This window comes from Sphingomonas sp. JUb134 (assembly GCF_004341505.2).
In the GTDB taxonomy this organism is placed as follows: domain Bacteria; phylum Pseudomonadota; class Alphaproteobacteria; order Sphingomonadales; family Sphingomonadaceae; genus Sphingomonas.
Genome location: NZ_SLYP02000002.1, coordinates 369,816 through 384,908 on the forward strand (window position 1 = coordinate 369,816; position 15,093 = coordinate 384,908).

Consider the following 15,093-nt stretch of genomic DNA (forward strand, 5'->3'; position numbering starts at 1 on the left):
ATTCCAGTTTCGCAACGAAGGCGGTAAAAAAATTCCGCAGGTGGTAAAAGAATTACCTGCTCTATGTTTGTCTGCAGACCCATCGCGTCAGTTTTTTGGCGGAAATGCGTAGTCGGGCTTTCCCGCAGTCAAAGTCGATACGGTAATTTTTTTCCGTCTTGTCGAGGGTCAATACTTGCGAGATCCTTAGGGAGACGACGCGCTTGTGCTTCGTCTTCCAAGGGGAAAGAGCATGTCTGCACTTTCAATGCCGAAGGGTGGCCAGATCAATGGTGTCCTTCTCGGCCTGGCGATCATCGCGATGTTGATGGTCCTGGGCGCGTCGGCGGCGTTCGCCGGCACCGACACGACGTTCAATACCGCGCTGACGAAGTTCACGGACTTCCTCGAGGGCTCGGGCGGCAAGATCATCACCGTCATGAGCCTCGCGGGCGGCATCGTCGCGCTGGCGTCGGGCCGCTTCAGCCTGGGCCAGGTGGCCGTTCCCGTCGCCGTCGGCGTCGGCGCGGGCACGGGTATCCCGATCGTCACCTCGACCGTCACCGCGACGATCTGAGGCGTCGGCTGGATCAACCGCTGGGAGGGCGGCTTAGCTTATGGACCGGTACACCATCCCTTCGCATCTCGACGACCCGGAGCTGATCGGCTTCTGGACGCTGGACGAGTTCCTCGCGATGGCGATCCCCTTCATCTGGGGGATCCTGTCGCAGCACGTCGTGATCGGACTGATGGTCTCGTTGCTCGGCTGGTGGGGTTTTCGGAAACTCAAAGCCGGCAAGGCCACGTCGTGGATTCTCCACATGGCCTACTGGCACCTGCCGTCGAGTTTTACCGGGCTGAAGGCGACACCGCCCTCCCACCTTCGCGTGATGGTGGGCTAAATGGATTATTCTGTCGGTCTCGCGCAGTCGCAGCGCGTCCTCAAGCAGCGCAACATGCTCGGCATCGTCGCGCTGGTCCTCGCGGGCCTCGTGGTGCTGCTGTTCCTGGTCGGCGCGACCCGTGACCGGGAGATCGTCCTGCAGCCGATCGTCCGCTCCCCGCTGACGCTGTCGTCGAGCGGGGTCAGCGAGCAGTATCTGGAGATGGTCACGCGCGACACCGCGCTGATGACGCTCAACCGCTCGCCCGAAAATCTCGAATACTGGATGGACTCGATCCTGGCGATCGCCACGCCGGAAGCACATGGTTCGCTCAAGCGCGACCTGATGAAGATCCTCAACGAGCAGCGCGGATCGAGCATCAGCCAGTATTTCACGCTCGCCGGCATGAAGGTCGACACCGAGAAACTGACCTCGGAAGTGACCGGCACGCTGCACACCGTCGTCGGCTCGAAGTCGGTCACCGCCGAGCCGAAGACCTTCCGCTTCTATTGGGCGTATCGCGGCCTGACCCTCCAGCTCAAGGGCTTCGGGATGGTCACCAAGGCCGACAAGGACGCCGCGGCAACCATCGGAGACGACGCATGACCGCCTGGGTCGCAGTCGGGCTGATCGGGGGCGGGACCGCCTTCGCATCGCGCCTGTGTTCGCTATCGCGCCTGATCGGGGCGGGGATGATCGTGGCGGGCGGCGTGGTCCTCGCCGCGCCGGCCTTCGCCGACGAGCATGTGCTGGCAAAGGACAACAGCGAGGTCGCCTGCACGATGTCGAAGTCGGGGCTGACCCGCGTCAGCCTCAAGGACGATCGCTTCGCCAGCGTCTCGAAGCTGACCACCGGGGTCGATACCGACGATTTCACCGTGGTCAATGAACCGACCCGGGGCGACATCTATGTGTCGGTCCCGGAAGCCTATTCGCGGCCGAACGTGTCGTTCTTCGGCACGACGTCGAAGGGTTATGTGTACAAATTCTCGTGCCGGCTCGCCGGCGACGACGCGCAGCAGGTGTTCGTCGAGAACAAGGATATCGGTGGCGCCGCGGAAACGCAGGTCGCGGCCGTCGCGGCATCGCCGCAGGAGGCGTCCGCCACGCTGGTCCAGGCGATGTTCCAGTCCGCGCCGCTCGAAGGGTTCGAGGTCAGGCCCGCGGTCACCGACCCGGTGATGATTGGCTCGCTCAAGGTCCAGATGGTCGCCGAGTATCGCGGCGCCAGCCTCGCAGGCCGCACGCTCAGGATCGAGAACCGGGGCAAGGTTCCGGTCGCGCTGGGCGAGGGAACGATCGCACCGTCGAACGCGATCGCGGTCTCGGTCGCCAACCCCAACCTCAAGCCCGGTGAAGCCACCACCGCCTATATCGTCACGCCTTCGGGCCTCGCCAACGGAGTGCGGCCATGAGCCTCAAGGACATCTTCCAGCGTAACCGTGCCAAGCAGCTCGATACCGAGCCGGAGGAGGGCGGGGACAGCGAGCTGATGGCCGGCAACGATGCCGTCCGCAAGAAGCAGCTGCTCTACCTCGGCTGTGGTGGCGCCGTCGCGCTGGTGCTGGGCTCCTGGTACGTCATGGGCGACGATGCCAAGCTGAAGCCGGTCGGCACCGACGGGAAGGAGGTGAAGATCACCACCGACGACATGGTCAACCGGAACATGTCGCAGCGTGAATGGCAGGCCGCATCCGAAGCGCAGATGCAGTCGATCAACAATCAGCTGAAGGGCGTCGACGGCCAGCGCGCGCAGATGGAGCAGTTGCAGGCGCAGATCGCCGCGCTCCAGGGCGAGAAGCAGTCGATGGCGAGCGATGGCCAGCGGGTCATGAGCGCCTATCAGCAGGAGAACGACCAGCTTCGCCAGCAGATCGCGCAGCGTAACGCCGCGCCGGCCGCGCCGGCTCCGACGCAGATGTATGGCCCCGGCCAGCCCAATTACCGCACTCCCGGCGCGCCGATGACGGCGGGCGAGGCGGCAGCGGCTGCGGTGTCGCAGTCGCGCTCGATCAAGCTGGTGTCGTTCGAGGGCGGCCCCTCGGGCACCGCGACTCGGATCTCGGGTGGCACGACCAGCTACACCGACAGCCCCAATTACCTGCCGCCCAACTCGATCGCGAAGGCGAAGGTCATCGTCGGCGTCGACGCCTCGGCGGGGGTGCAGTCGCAGACCGATCCGCTGCCGGTGATCCTGCGCATCACCGGCCCGGCGCGCTCGGTCTACCAGAACGGCAAGCTGCTCACGACGCGGATCGAAGGCTGCGTCATCAACGGCGCGGCGCGCGGCGATCTCTCTTCCGAGAAGGTCTATGTGAAGCTGCAGCGGATGACCTGTCCGCAGGCCAATGGCCGGTTCGCGGTGTCGGACGTGAAGGGCTTCATCAGCTTCGCCGGCAAGACCGGCGTGCGCGGCCGTGTCGTCAGTCGCGAGGGCTCCTTGGCGATGCAAGCTTTCTTTGCCGGGCTTGTAGGTGGTGCAGGCAATGCGCTGAACACTGCCTTCAACCAGCCACTCGCAACCTTCGAGACAGACGGCAAAGGAGGGATCAATCGCACCCCGAGCATCGGCAACGTCGGTTTGCGCGCTTTGGGCGGCGGCGCCGACGAGAGCGGTCGAACAGTTTCCAAATACCTGATCGAGCGCGCCGAACAGTACCAGCCCATCATCGAGATGCCGACCGGCATCGATGTCGAGATCGTCTTCCTCGAAGGCGTCTTCATCCAGAACTGAGCCCGGAAGGAGGCGGTCACATGGCAAATACTATCATGATCGGCGCGATGGCGGGGGCGGCGATGCTGCTGACCGGCTCGGCCGAAGCGCCGATCGGCGCGCAGGTCCAGGTCGCGCTGCAGAAGCGGCTTCCCAAGACCAAGGTCGATGCGATCGACTGCTCCAAGGTCGACGGGCTGTGCGAGGTCGTGGCGGGTGCGAACTTGTTCTACGTCGACAAGTCGGCGCGCTATCTCGTCATCGGCCGCGTCTATGACATGGAGACGCGGCAGGATCTGACCGCCGCCAAGCTGCTCGCGCTCAATCCCGATATGCTGGTGGGCGGCGCGGCGAAGGCCAATGCCACGCCCGATGCGCCCGAGGCCGGCGCGGCGCGGGCGGGTGCGCGAGTCACGACCCAGCCCGCCGTCGCCCGCACGCTCGATGTGACGCGGCTGTCGAGCAAGGGTGCGATCGTGTGGGGTTCGGGCACGCAGACGGTCACCGTCTTCTCCGATTTCCACTGCGGCTACTGCCGCGCGCTCAGTCAGGCGCTCGAGACGATGAACGTGCGCGTCATCGAGCGCCCGATCTCGGTGCTGGGAAGCCGCGAGATCGCCGAGCAGGTGCTGTGCGCCCGCGATCGTCATGCGGCGGTCCGCGCGGCCTATGCGCAGAACCCGGTCCCGGCAGGCCCGAAGTGCGACACCAGCGGTCTCGATGAGAACGAGGCGTTCGCCAAGGCGCACGGCATCAACGGGACGCCCGTCATCGTCCGCTCCGACGGGGCGGTGATCGAGGGTTTCAGGCCCAAGGCCCAGCTCGTCGAATGGTTGAAGGGAGCCAAGTCGTGACCCGATCCGTGATCCGCCTGCCGGCCTGCCCGGTTTCCGACTATCGCCCGCACGCCCGCGCGAAGCGTATTGCGGCGCTGGCGACGACCGCGAGCCTGGGACTGCTCGCCAGCTGCACCACGCTGGGGACCAACATCTCGGGCAAGTTCGCGTGCGGCGCGCCCGAGGGCGGCAGCTGCTCGCCGGCGACCGTCATCGATGACAAGGCGCTGGCCGAGATCACCGGCGACAGCGGCTATCATCCGGCAGGCCCGTACCAGGCACCCGCGCGCAACAGCGGGGGAACGCAGCGGATCGCCTATGCCTCGACGCCGGTGCCGGCGCAGGCGGCGGGGGTCGGGCCGCAGAAGGTGTTGCGGATCGTGTTCCCCTCGCATGTCGACGCGGCTGGGCGCTTCCACGAGACCGCGGTCGTGCAGGCGGTGGTCGACAACGGCCAGTGGCTGGCGGCGACCGACGGCCACGGTTCGGCGCTTGCCGCGACGCAGACGCTCAACGTCAGCCCCGAGATCCTCTCGCAGCTCGGCGCGCCGATCGCCGCGCTTCCCCCGGTGCCCGCCGAGGTCGCGCAGGTCGCCGCCCCGGCAGCGGCCGCAGGTGCGGCGAGCGCGGTCGGCGCACCAAGTGCGGCAGCGGTCGCGGCCGCGCGGGCCAGGGCGCGCGACGCGGCTGCTGGCAAGGGTGTGCCGATCGCCGCGACGCAGAAGCCGGCTTCGCCCGAACTCGCGTCGAGCACGCCGGGTAACCGCCCAGCGACCTTCTCGCCGCGCGTGGAGGACTGATCGTCATGGCGAAGACCGGCTTCATAGCCCGCCTGCTCGGCGATACGCGCGCACCCGACCAGGGAACACCCTCGCATGGCGCGCCGATGCTGTCGCAGTGGCTGCCGTATCGCAGCTACGACGCGCGGCACGACCTGTTCTACCAGACCGACAGCATCGCGTTCGCGCTGGAACTCGCGCCGCTCATGGGTGCGGACGAGCGCACCGGGGAGATCATCGCGCAGATGCTGTCCGAGAGCGTCCCGCCCAGCGCGCGGGTCCAGCTGCTCGCATTCCAGAGCCCGCGTGTGGGCGCGCTGATCGCGCAATATGCGCTGCCGCGCTACAAGGCGGGCGGCATCCATCGCAAGATCGCCGAGCGGCGGTCGGCGTTCCTGCGTCACGGCGCATGGGTATCGATGTCGAAGGACGGACCGTTCCACGTCCGCAACCATCGCATCTTCCTGTCGGTCTCGATCCGTAGCGGGAAGGCGACACCGGAGGAGCTGACCGGCGTCCGCGACAGCATCGTCTCGACGCTGCAGTCGATCGACATGCCGGCAACCCGGCTGAAGCCGGTCGATCTGATCGCGCTGATCGACGACATCACCGCGCCGGCGTTCGACGTCTCCGACCACGTCTCGGAATATTCAGAACTCGATCCGATCGCCGACCAATGCGTGCGGCGCGACGTCCAGACCGTCGTCCAGGCCGACCGCCTGCTGGTATCGGCCGAGCCGCTGCGCGCGGTGACGAACCTGTCGGGCGAGACGCAGTATCAGGAGATCCGGCCCGACACGTTCGACTATCGCTTCTTCTCGGTCAGGAACCTGCCGAACCGCTGGGCGCCGTGGGACGTGCAGAAGCTGATCGGCGACATGTTCTCCGACAAGCTGCGCCCGGGGTGCCCGACTCTCACGTCGCTATGCCTGTGCTACCAGGACGAACAGGCCGCCTCGTCTAAGGCCGGTTACAAGTTCATGCGTACGTCGAGCCTGGCGGACTCGAAGTCGGCGCGGCTGCTCCCGCAGCTGAAGGACCAGAGCCGCGAATGGGAGCATGTCACCCAGGAGCTGCGTCTCGGCAAGAAGCTGGTGCAGGCCTATTATGCGGTAGGCATCATCAGCCCGAAGGGGCAGGGGGACGCTAACGAGCGCACCGTCAAGTCGATGTACAAGGCGGCCGGGTGGGACCTGCTCGACGAGCGGTTCCTCCAGATCATGGCGTTCATGTCGTGTCTGCCGATGACGCTCGGCAACGGGCTCGACAGCGACCTGAAGCGCATGAAGCGGCTGCGCACGATGCTGACCTCGACCGCGGCGAATATGCTGCCGATCCAGGGCGAGTATCTCGGCGGGCATCTGCCGCACCTGATGTTCATCGGGCGGCGCGGCCAGCCCTTCTTCTGGTCGCCGTTCGAGAACAAGGCCGGCAACCACAATGTCGCGGTGTTCGGCAAGTCCGGCTCGGGCAAGTCGGTCGCGCTGCAAGAGCTGTGCGCGGCGTTCGCCGGCGTGGGCGCCAAGATCATCGTGATCGATGACGGCCGCTCGTTCGAGCATATGGCCAAGAGCCTGGGCGGCAACTTCGTCGAGTTTCGCCTGCGCGACGGGTTCAGCCTCAATCCGTTCTCGATGATCGACGAGACGCTGGTGGCGCAGGACGAGGATTATCTCGTCGACGCGCTGGCGATGCTCAAGTCGATCATCGGGCAGATGGGCCGTCACATCGACAAGCTCAACGACACCGAGCGCGGTCTGATCGATCGTGCGGTCAACCAGGTGTGGGAGGCCAAGGGCAGGGGAGGGTGCGTCGACGACGTGATCGAGGCGCTCGGCTCCGACGGCTCTGTGCAGGGGACGGATCTCGCGATCGCGATGTTCCCGTTCTCGGGAAAGGGCACCTACGGCAGCTTCTTCACCGGTGAGGCGTCGGTGGACATGTCGAACGCGCTAACGGTGTTCGAACTCTCGGACCTGTCGAGCCGCGAGGAACTGCGCTCGGTCGTGCTGACCGCGATCATGTTCATGTCGTCGCAGACGATGCGCCGGATGGACCGCCAGATCCCCAAGGCGCTGCTGATCGACGAGGCGTGGCAGATGCTGCGCGGTGGGTCGATGGCCGATTTCGTCGAGACCTACAGCCGAACCTGCCGCAAATATGGCGCCTCGCTCATCACCGCGACGCAGAGCCTCAACGACTATTACAAGTCGGAAGGGAGCCTCGCGGCGCTGGAGAACTCCGACTGGTCGGTCATCCTGATGCAGAAGCCCGACACGATCTCGGACTTCCAGAAGCACGGCCGCTTCGACATGGACCCCTACACCGAAAGCCTGCTGCGTTCGCTGAAGCGCAACGGCGCGGAATATTCCGACATCCTCATCAAGGGGCCGGAATCGATGGCGGTCGGGCGGCTCGTCCTCGATAAATATTCGGCGACGCTCTATTCCTCCAGCCCGCAGACCTTCGCCGATATCGAGCATCTGATCGACCTCGGCTGTTCGATGGACGAGGCGATCGAACGCGTCGCCTTCCCCGAGGAATATCGCGACAATCCTCCGGGCGAGCCCTGGGTGGAGGCGGCGGAATGAACGCCTTCACGCACGAGCGCGACTGGCGTACGCCGACCGCGACCGACTGGAAACGCACGGGCACGCGCGCGATCGGCGACGCCTGCTACATCCTGTTGCGGGTGTCGGGCTGGATGGCGATGACGCTGCTCGCGACCTTCGGCGTCGCGATCCTGTTCTTCCTGATGCTAGGCGACTTCACCGCGCTCGGCTTCTTCTCGCAGGTCGCCAACCTCGGCACGCGCTTCGTCGCGGCCGACCAGGCACGCCGCGCGGCGTTCGGCGACCAGCTGTTCGTCGTGTGGCTGGTCGCGTTCGGCATCGTCGCCGTGACCCGCGTGCGCCTGCTCGGCGCGATCATCACTTCCACGAAAGGCCCCCGTCATGGTTGATGTTCTCGATCGTCCCGAGGTCGCGTCCGCGGCGGTGCAACCGTCCGCTCCGGCCCCGGCACCCCGTGATGACGCTGCCGGTGCGGCACCGCGCCGTCCGGTCGCGGACAAGGTGGATCGCCGCAAGCCGCAGGGCCTGCCCGTCATCGCCTATGTCGCGGTCGCGCTGGCGGTCGCGGTACTGCTCTGGGGGGCGTGGGTGACCAAGCATCTCCTTGCCCCGCCCGCGACCGTGCCGATGGCGAGCGTCCGGCTCGAAGGCATCGTCTCGGAATATGTCCAGGCGCAGAGCCACAGTAACGGCCAGCCCCAACAGGTGGCCGCGCAGACCCAGGCCTTCATGTCCGCGCTCGACGACGAGATGAAGAAGGTCGGCGCGAGCGGCACCACCGTCCTCGTCGGCGAGGCGGTCCTCTCGAAGAACGTCCCCGATATCACCGACCAGATCCGCCGCGCGGTCTTCGCGCGCGTGCCGCTCCCCGCGGCCGCGCCGAACACCCCGGCCGGTCCCGCGGTCGGTGCGATGCTTCCCCAAGCCTCCGGGAACGTCGCGCCGGCCGCGCCAGGGGCGGCGGTCCCGACCGCTTCGCCGTTCGGGCCTGCGCCGGTCTCGCCGGTCGAGGCGACGGTCACCCAGTCCGCGCCGGGAGGGGTCGATGGCAGCGGCAACTGAGGCGCTGGCGCGGGTCGGTCATGCGGCTCCCACGGCGGTTGACGTCGCCGGGGACCGCGCGGCCCGCAAGGCGCTGATCGTCAAGCGGGTCCGCCAGTGGAGCGCGGTCGCGCTGCTCGGGATCGTGTGGGGCGGCTACAACTCGATCGCCGCGTGGCGCGAGACGCACGCCTTCATGATAAACGCGAGCGAGAGCCTCCCCAACTGGGCGTTCTTCATCCAGCGCGGCCGCGTGCCCGCCAAGGGCGACTATGTGTTCTTCGCGCCGCCCGAGGGCGAGCTGGTGCGCCGCCACTTCGGACCGGATTCGGGACCGTTCGGCAAGCGCGTGATCGGCGAGGCCGGGGCGCTGGTCGAGCATCGCGGGAAATGGGTCTATGTCGACGGCGTCCGCGTCGCGCACATGAAGCCGCGCTCGCGCTTCGGCGAGGTGCTGACGCCGGGACCGGTCGGGCGCGTTCCCGAGGGCTGCTATTATGTCGGCACCGCACACCCCGACGGGTTCGACAGCCGCTACGGCGAGATCGGCTTTGCCTGCGCGAAGCAGATCATCGGCACCGGGACGCCGATCCTGTGATCCGGCGCGCGGGCCTTTTCGGCGGAACCCTGGGCGTGGCGCTGGTCGCCTCGTCGTCCTGGCCGATCGTGCAGGGCGCGCTCGCAAAGGATCACGGCGTGATGGGCCAGACCTGGGCGATCGCCGAGCCGGATCTGCTGGCGACGATCGATACCCGGCTGAAGACGCTGCAGGCCAATGGCGGCATCGAGCGCATGCAGACGGCGCTGCGTGAAAAAACCGAGGAACGTGTCCGCAACCCGATCCCCGTCGCCGGCATCGGCGCGGTGCGCGAGAGCCGCAGCTGGACGTTCGACCCGACGATCGTGCTCGATCAGGACATCCAGGACCAGAAGGGCCGGCTCGTCGCGCGCGCCGGGCAGCGGGTCAATCCGCTGTCGTTCGTCGCGATGAAGACCGACCTCGTGTTTATCGACGGCCGCGACGATGCGCAGGTCGACTGGGCGCTGAAGCGGTGGACCGCGCAGAATGCCAAGATCATCTTCGTCGCCGGCTCGCCGTTCAACCGCATGGGCGAGAAGAAGCGCCGCTTCTTCTTCGACCAGCAGGGCAAGCTCACCAGCCATTTCGGGATCGCGCGCGTCCCCGCCGTGGTCGAACCGGCGGGCCAGGTGCTCAAGATCAGCGAGATCGAGATGTCGGGAGCGGGCGCATGATGTGGCTCGATATTCTCAGGACGCCGATGGCCGCGCCCGAGACGCCGGCCCTCAAGGCGATGCGGCTCGCGATCCTGTGGTCGGCGATCGGGCTGGCGATCGCCATCTGCGCGTTGCAGCCGCTGCGCGCGGTGCTCGGCGCCGGGGCAGGGGGCGCGCTTGCCGGACTGGTGCTGGCGCTGGTCGTGCTGGTGCCGGTGTATGTGATCGCCAAGAACCGGGCCGATAACGCTTTCCTTGACGCAAGCCTCGCGGCGCAGCCGGACGGGGAGGGCAGGGCATGACGACTGAGCGCATCAGCCTGATCGCGCGCTACGCGCTTCTGTGTGTCGCGGCAGTCGGCTTCGGGTGGACATATGTTCTCGCCATATTCGCGCTGTTCCCGGCCTGGATGTTCTTTCCCGTCGTCGCCTTGTCGATGGTCGTATCGATCGCGACCGTGGCGTTGCTCTCGAGCGTCCCTGCGCTGCTGTTCCTGTCCCGCGTGCATTGCGAGATCGAGTCCCTCGTACGAAGGCTTCTCGGGGGCCGTGCCGATCCGGTGACCGCCGCGTCGATCGGAAACGAAATCGATGTCGTCCTTGCCGAAAGCGGGCGGACGATATCGGTTGGCAAACGCCGTGCGCTGGTGCGCGCGCTGGCCGATCAGTCGATAAGCTTCGATGGACGCGACCGCGCCCGGATGGTGCCCCTGGTCATCGCTTTCTCCGAGGAGCCCGGCGCATGATCCGCCGCCTGCTCACCCTGCTCGGCATGATCGCCGCGTTCGCGCTGCTGCCGGCGCCGGCGAGCGCGCTCCCGGCCAACTGCACCGGCAAGTTCGTCAACCCGATCACCGACGTCTGCTGGTCTTGCCTGTTCCCGCTGTCGGTGGGCGGCGCGCATATCTGGCCGGGAAGCCGACCCGACACCAAGAACCCGAGCCTGCCGGTCTGTGCGTGCGGTTCACCGATCCCGCGCATCGGCATCTCGATCGGCTTCTGGGAGCCGGCGCGGCTCGTCGATGTGACCACCAAGCCGTGGTGCTTCCCGAACCTGGGCGGGCTTCGCCTCAATCCGGGGCTCGATATCGGGCAGGGGCAGTATACCGGCCCGCTCATCAAGGGCGGTTCGACCCAGGCCAGCGCGAACTGGCAGGCGCATTACTACGTCTATCCCTTGCTCTACTGGATGGAGATCCTGACCGACTTCCTGTGCTTCGAGCAGGCCTCGTTCGACGTAGCCTACATGACCGAGATCGATCCGCTCTGGAACGATGACGTGCTGACCACGCTCATCAATCCCGAGGTCGCCTTGTTCAACAATCCGATCGCGGTCGCCGCCTGCGCGGCTGACTGCGTCGCGGCGAGCGCGAAGCTGCCGATCGACCCGATGTTCTGGTGCTCAGGCTGCAACGGCTCGATGTTTCCGATGAACGGCAACATCGCGGCGCACAATTCGCCGGTCCAGTCGTCGCGTCTCGCGGCCGAGCGACTCCTGTTCAAGATGCACCGGCAAGGGCTGGCCTGGGGCACCGCTGGATCGAAGGCGCTCTGCAACAAGTACGTCATGCCGATCCTGAAGAAGTCGCAATACCGCATCCAGATGACCAATCCGACGCCCACGGTGAGCGGCAAATATGCCTGCTCGCCGATCGGCGCGACGACGCTCCCGCCCGACGCGGGCCGGGCCTTCCCCGTCAAGGGCGAGGACTTCGGCTACCTGCTCTGGCGCAAGCGCAACTGCTGCATGCTGTGAGGACCTGACATGAAGAAGTTCCTCCTTTCCGCGCTCGCTATCGCCTCGGTCGGCACCGGCTGCGCGGTTCTCGCGCAGACCGTCGAGGGGCTCGACCTCGACGCGATCCGCGCGCGATCGGCGAAGTCCGAACAGGACGCGACCGCGCTCGTGAACGAGGTCGAGCGGCGCGGCGACGCGTTCCGCAAGGATGCGCAGACCGTGCAGGCGGTCGCGCTGGAGCAGATGCGCACGATCGACAAGGCGAGCCTGCCCAGGGGACCGGCGGGCGCGATCGACTTCGACGAGATGATCCAGGCCGCCTCGGCCAACCTCAAGGAGAACCAGGGCACCGCGCCGCAGTTCATGGTGTTCGTGTCCACCTCGATGCCCGAACAGGCGCTGAAGCGGATCATTGCCGATACCTCGGCCGCTGGCGGCGTCGTGGTGTTCCGGGGCTTCCCCGGCAATTCGGGGAAGGCGTTCATCGCCGCGCTCTCCAAGGTGGTCGAGAAGGACCAGCAGTTCGCCTCGATCGGGATCGACCCGCGCCTGTTCCGCGCGTTCGATGTGACCGCGGTTCCGACGATGGTGGTCTCGTCGAGCGACTTCACGCCGTGCGACGGCCTCACCTGCAAGACGACGCCGCCTCCGTTCGATCGCATCGAGGGCAACGTCACGGTGCGCTACGCGCTGGAGACGTTCGCGGGCGAGAATGGCCCTGGCGCGCTGGTCGCACGGACCGCGCTCGCCAACCTCGGCCGGAATCCCTGAACCATGCGGGGGGGCCGTATCCTGATCGGTCTTCTGGCGCCGGTCCTGGCAGCGCAGGCGCTCGCCCAGGTCCAGTCGACCCAGCAGGGCCAGCAGGGCGTCGGCGATTTCTACGGCCTGGGCGATTACACCTACTTCAGCGACACGACCCCCAAACCCACCCCGACCCCCACACCCTCATCCGCGCCGGTCGCAAAGACGACGGTGACCAGCGTCGCCGAGCCGAGCGCGGCTCCCGCGCGGACCACCGCCAGCATGGCCCGCACGGTTCAGCCTGCGGCAGCGAGTAATGCGGTCGCGGCCGAGCCGAGCGCGCAGTCGAGCAGTTCGACCTACACCTATCCCAAAGGGGACATGGCGGCGGCACGCGCCGCGGCGAAGGCACTGGCGACCCCGGCACGCCAGGCTTCGGGCGGCATCATCTCCTCGACCGATCTGCCCTCGACCATCCCGGGCTTCAGCAGCGGCACCCAGCCCGGCGAAGCCTATGCCGACGATCCCGACGCGCTGATCGCGGCGGGCGGGTCTGCCGCTGGCGCGAACGAGGCGTGGCAGCTCGTCACCGATCCGGGCCGCAAGGTCGTGACCGTGCCTGCCGGCGATCTCACGCGCGCGCAGGACGTCGAGAAGGACCCGAACAGCTATCTCGCCGGTCAGTCGGTGGGCGGCGCCGACGGTAGCTGCAAGCCGCTGCCTCCCAATGGCACCACCGATTATTACGAGGCGACCTGCAACAAGGGCGCGAAGCTCGAGGAAACCCCGGCGACCTGCACCGGCAGGATGGACCCGGTAATCGTCGATACGCTCAGGTACTTCTATTATGGCGTGCGCGACCAGAACGAAGGCGGCGGGTTCGCGCGCAACAGCGTGATGCAGGCCAAGGTCGGCGCCGGTCTGTGCCGGGTCGAGGCGGGCACGCCGCATATCTGCGATGCGCAGATCGAACTGGGGGCGGGCGGCGGCAACGTCGAGGCCTATCGCAAGTGGTGCAAGAAGCAGTCGTCGATGAATACCACGGCGCAGCTTTACTCCTGCTCGGCCGAAATCCCCCAGGCCGAGATCCCGGCGCACCAGAATTACGCGACCGGCACGGTGTACCTCAGGAAGGAGGGCACGCGCGAGGTCACGCTGACGCGCAATGAGGGAAGCTGTCCGGCGCTGGTGTCCGACACCGCCTGCATCGCGACCGGCCCGGAGGTCTGCACCGAGGGGCCTGAGACGCGGATCATCGACGGTGTGTCGGTCACGGCATCGTGCTGGGCGTGGTCGCGCCCGTTCACCTGTCAGCGCATCACCCAGGCGTCCGATTGCAGCGATCTGGAGAACGGCGGGAAATGCACCTTCCTGCGTGACGAGTGCCTCGACGATCCGCAGTCCGGTCCGTGCCAGGTCACGACGAAGGTCTACAAATGCCCGGTCCCGACGCCGCCTTCGACCGATCCCAAGCAATATATCTGCGGTGATGACGTCTATTGCATCGACGGCGAATGCGAACCGGTCGAGCGCGAGGCGTCGACCGAGTTCAAGGACGCCGTGGTCGGGCTGCACGCGCTGGGCCAGGCCAATGCCGAGTTCGATCCCGATACGCTTACCCTGTTCTCGGGCAAGCGGCAGACCTGCCACAAGCCGGTGTTCGGACTGGTCAACTGCTGCGCGGGCAAGGCCTCGGGCCTCATCACGACCGCTGCCGGCGCGGCCGCGATCGCGGGCGGGCCGGTGGCGATCGCCGCGCTCGCGACGCCGTTCCTCACGATGTTCATGTGCTCGAACGACGAGAAGCTGCTCGACGTGCAGGACCGGATGGGGATGTGCCACAAGTTGGGCGAATATTGCTCGGACAAGGTGCTGGGCATCTGCACCTCCAAGAAGACGGCCTATTGCTGCTTCGAGAGCAAGCTGTCGCGCATCCTGCAGGAACAGGGCCGCCCGCAGATCAACAAGCCGTGGGGCAGCGCCAAGAAGGAAACCTGCAAGGGGTTCACGCTCGATGAATTCTCGCGCCTCGACCTGTCGGTGATGGATTTCACAGAGGTCTATGCCGAGTTCGTCGACGCCGCGAAGCTGCCCGACGAGATCGAAACCTCGCGCCAGATCCAGGAACGGATCAAGGCCTATTACGAGGCGAAGAAAAGCCAATGACCGGCGTGACGCAACTGTCGGACCATCGTCCGTTTCCCGACCTCTCGGTCGCGGAATTCGCGGTGCTGATCGCGCTCCTGCGCGCCGGACCGCACCCGGCCGGGTTCCTCATCCCGACGCTCGACAGCTGGTTCGATACGAAGCTCTGCGTCGCCGACCTCGAACCGACGATCGCGCGGCTGATCCGCGCCAACCTCATCCTGCGCCGGGGCGAGACGCTGTATCCCCGCCGGCACGCCCGCAACCTCATCATCGGGGTGTACGGCAACCTGTTCCGCATCCTCGCAGACGACATGGCGCAGCTCGTGTCGCTTCAGGAGCCGTCGCTCCTCGGGACGCTCAAATCCTACCTCACCCGCCGCGAACAGGAAGATCGCGAAAAGCAGAAACAGAAGGACGACTGAC

18 protein-coding genes are annotated in these 15,093 nt (G+C 66.7%); all 18 read left to right on the forward strand.

Annotation, left to right across the window (positions count from 1 at the left end; genetic code table 11):
* Positions 1-301: 301 nt before the first annotated feature.
* Genes EDF69_RS18095 through EDF69_RS18180 form a run of 18 tightly spaced genes read left to right on the forward strand, consistent with a single transcriptional unit; the run spans position 302 to position 15,092 of the window.
* Positions 302-556 (forward strand): hypothetical protein, encoded by a 255-nt coding sequence (locus EDF69_RS18095; RefSeq protein ID WP_425336694.1) that lies wholly within the window; start codon positions 302-304, stop codon positions 554-556.
* A 40-nt stretch (positions 557-596) separates the two neighbouring features.
* On the forward strand, positions 597-881 hold the full coding sequence (gene traL, locus EDF69_RS18100; protein WP_007406330.1) for a type IV conjugative transfer system protein TraL: 285 nt from the start codon (positions 597-599) through the stop codon (positions 879-881).
* Positions 882-1,469, forward strand: coding sequence for a type IV conjugative transfer system protein TraE (locus tag EDF69_RS18105; RefSeq protein WP_064312054.1), 588 nt, complete (start codon positions 882-884; stop codon positions 1,467-1,469).
* Complete coding sequence (locus EDF69_RS18110; protein ID WP_007406304.1) at positions 1,466-2,278, forward strand: type-F conjugative transfer system secretin TraK; 813 nt, start codon at positions 1,466-1,468, stop codon at positions 2,276-2,278. The genes EDF69_RS18105 and EDF69_RS18110 overlap by 4 nt, the downstream gene beginning before the upstream one ends.
* Complete coding sequence (locus tag EDF69_RS18115) at positions 2,275-3,597, forward strand: TraB/VirB10 family protein (protein WP_007406327.1); 1,323 nt, start codon at positions 2,275-2,277, stop codon at positions 3,595-3,597. Before EDF69_RS18110 ends, EDF69_RS18115 begins: the two co-directional genes overlap by 4 nt.
* Positions 3,598-3,617: 20 nt before the next feature.
* Positions 3,618-4,430 (forward strand): DsbC family protein, encoded by an 813-nt coding sequence (locus EDF69_RS18120; protein ID WP_132884329.1) that lies wholly within the window; start codon positions 3,618-3,620, stop codon positions 4,428-4,430.
* Positions 4,427-5,212, forward strand: a complete 786-nt coding sequence (locus EDF69_RS18125; protein ID WP_010409254.1) for a conjugation transfer protein — start codon at positions 4,427-4,429, stop codon at positions 5,210-5,212. The genes EDF69_RS18120 and EDF69_RS18125 overlap by 4 nt, the downstream gene beginning before the upstream one ends.
* 5 nt (positions 5,213-5,217) lie before the next feature.
* Positions 5,218-7,782: a type IV secretion system protein TraC gene (gene traC / locus EDF69_RS18130; RefSeq protein WP_132884330.1), complete on the forward strand. Its 2,565-nt coding sequence runs from the start codon at positions 5,218-5,220 to the stop codon at positions 7,780-7,782.
* Positions 7,779-8,153 carry a hypothetical protein gene (locus tag EDF69_RS18135; RefSeq protein ID WP_024310622.1) on the forward strand — a complete coding sequence of 125 codons (375 nt, stop codon included), beginning with the start codon at positions 7,779-7,781 and terminating at the stop codon, positions 8,151-8,153. The genes traC and EDF69_RS18135 overlap by 4 nt, the downstream gene beginning before the upstream one ends.
* A complete protein-coding gene (locus EDF69_RS18140; RefSeq protein WP_024310621.1) occupies positions 8,146-8,826 on the forward strand; it encodes a TrbI F-type domain-containing protein in 681 nt (226 codons plus the stop codon). The genes EDF69_RS18135 and EDF69_RS18140 overlap by 8 nt, the downstream gene beginning before the upstream one ends.
* Positions 8,810-9,403, forward strand: coding sequence for a S26 family signal peptidase (locus tag EDF69_RS18145; RefSeq protein WP_024310620.1), 594 nt, complete (start codon positions 8,810-8,812; stop codon positions 9,401-9,403). Before EDF69_RS18140 ends, EDF69_RS18145 begins: the two co-directional genes overlap by 17 nt.
* The gene (gene traW, locus EDF69_RS18150) at positions 9,400-10,059 is read left to right on the forward strand and encodes a type-F conjugative transfer system protein TraW (protein WP_024310619.1); all 660 of its coding nucleotides are present in this window, start codon (positions 9,400-9,402) and stop codon (positions 10,057-10,059) included. Before EDF69_RS18145 ends, traW begins: the two co-directional genes overlap by 4 nt.
* Entirely contained in the window at positions 10,056-10,343 is a 288-nt protein-coding gene (locus EDF69_RS18155; RefSeq protein ID WP_007406328.1) for a hypothetical protein, read from the forward strand. Before traW ends, EDF69_RS18155 begins: the two co-directional genes overlap by 4 nt.
* Complete coding sequence (locus EDF69_RS18160; protein ID WP_007406338.1) at positions 10,340-10,786, forward strand: hypothetical protein; 447 nt, start codon at positions 10,340-10,342, stop codon at positions 10,784-10,786. The genes EDF69_RS18155 and EDF69_RS18160 overlap by 4 nt, the downstream gene beginning before the upstream one ends.
* The gene (gene traU / locus EDF69_RS18165; protein WP_010409247.1) at positions 10,783-11,796 is read left to right on the forward strand and encodes a conjugal transfer pilus assembly protein TraU; all 1,014 of its coding nucleotides are present in this window, start codon (positions 10,783-10,785) and stop codon (positions 11,794-11,796) included. The genes EDF69_RS18160 and traU overlap by 4 nt, the downstream gene beginning before the upstream one ends.
* A 9-nt stretch (positions 11,797-11,805) precedes the next feature.
* The gene (trbC, locus tag EDF69_RS18170) at positions 11,806-12,549 is read left to right on the forward strand and encodes a type-F conjugative transfer system pilin assembly protein TrbC (RefSeq protein WP_010409245.1); all 744 of its coding nucleotides are present in this window, start codon (positions 11,806-11,808) and stop codon (positions 12,547-12,549) included.
* A 3-nt stretch (positions 12,550-12,552) separates the two neighbouring features.
* Positions 12,553-14,688: a conjugal transfer protein TraN gene (locus EDF69_RS18175; protein ID WP_010409243.1), complete on the forward strand. Its 2,136-nt coding sequence runs from the start codon at positions 12,553-12,555 to the stop codon at positions 14,686-14,688.
* Positions 14,685-15,092 (forward strand): hypothetical protein, encoded by a 408-nt coding sequence (locus tag EDF69_RS18180; RefSeq protein WP_007406345.1) that lies wholly within the window; start codon positions 14,685-14,687, stop codon positions 15,090-15,092. The genes EDF69_RS18175 and EDF69_RS18180 overlap by 4 nt, the downstream gene beginning before the upstream one ends.
* Position 15,093 lies beyond the last annotated feature (1 nt).

Excerpts from the sequence above, each read along its gene's own strand:
- EDF69_RS18095 (WP_425336694.1), top strand. The coding sequence starts at position 302 with ATGTTGATGGTCCTGGGCGCGTCGGCGGCGTTCGCCGGCACCGACACG.
- traL (WP_007406330.1), top strand. The coding sequence starts at position 597 with ATGGACCGGTACACCATCCCTTCGCATCTCGACGACCCGGAGCTGATC.
- EDF69_RS18105 (WP_064312054.1), top strand. The coding sequence starts at position 882 with ATGGATTATTCTGTCGGTCTCGCGCAGTCGCAGCGCGTCCTCAAGCAG.
- EDF69_RS18110 (WP_007406304.1), top strand. The coding sequence starts at position 1,466 with ATGACCGCCTGGGTCGCAGTCGGGCTGATCGGGGGCGGGACCGCCTTC.
- EDF69_RS18115 (WP_007406327.1), top strand. The coding sequence starts at position 2,275 with ATGAGCCTCAAGGACATCTTCCAGCGTAACCGTGCCAAGCAGCTCGAT.
- EDF69_RS18120 (WP_132884329.1), top strand. The coding sequence starts at position 3,618 with ATGGCAAATACTATCATGATCGGCGCGATGGCGGGGGCGGCGATGCTG.
- traC (WP_132884330.1), top strand. The coding sequence starts at position 5,218 with ATGGCGAAGACCGGCTTCATAGCCCGCCTGCTCGGCGATACGCGCGCA.
- EDF69_RS18135 (WP_024310622.1), top strand. The coding sequence starts at position 7,779 with ATGAACGCCTTCACGCACGAGCGCGACTGGCGTACGCCGACCGCGACC.
- EDF69_RS18140 (WP_024310621.1), top strand. The coding sequence starts at position 8,146 with ATGGTTGATGTTCTCGATCGTCCCGAGGTCGCGTCCGCGGCGGTGCAA.
- EDF69_RS18145 (WP_024310620.1), top strand. The coding sequence starts at position 8,810 with ATGGCAGCGGCAACTGAGGCGCTGGCGCGGGTCGGTCATGCGGCTCCC.
- EDF69_RS18155 (WP_007406328.1), top strand. The coding sequence starts at position 10,056 with ATGATGTGGCTCGATATTCTCAGGACGCCGATGGCCGCGCCCGAGACG.
- EDF69_RS18160 (WP_007406338.1), top strand. The coding sequence starts at position 10,340 with ATGACGACTGAGCGCATCAGCCTGATCGCGCGCTACGCGCTTCTGTGT.
- traU (WP_010409247.1), top strand. The coding sequence starts at position 10,783 with ATGATCCGCCGCCTGCTCACCCTGCTCGGCATGATCGCCGCGTTCGCG.
- trbC (WP_010409245.1), top strand. The coding sequence starts at position 11,806 with ATGAAGAAGTTCCTCCTTTCCGCGCTCGCTATCGCCTCGGTCGGCACC.
- EDF69_RS18175 (WP_010409243.1), top strand. The coding sequence starts at position 12,553 with ATGCGGGGGGGCCGTATCCTGATCGGTCTTCTGGCGCCGGTCCTGGCA.
- EDF69_RS18180 (WP_007406345.1), top strand. The coding sequence starts at position 14,685 with ATGACCGGCGTGACGCAACTGTCGGACCATCGTCCGTTTCCCGACCTC.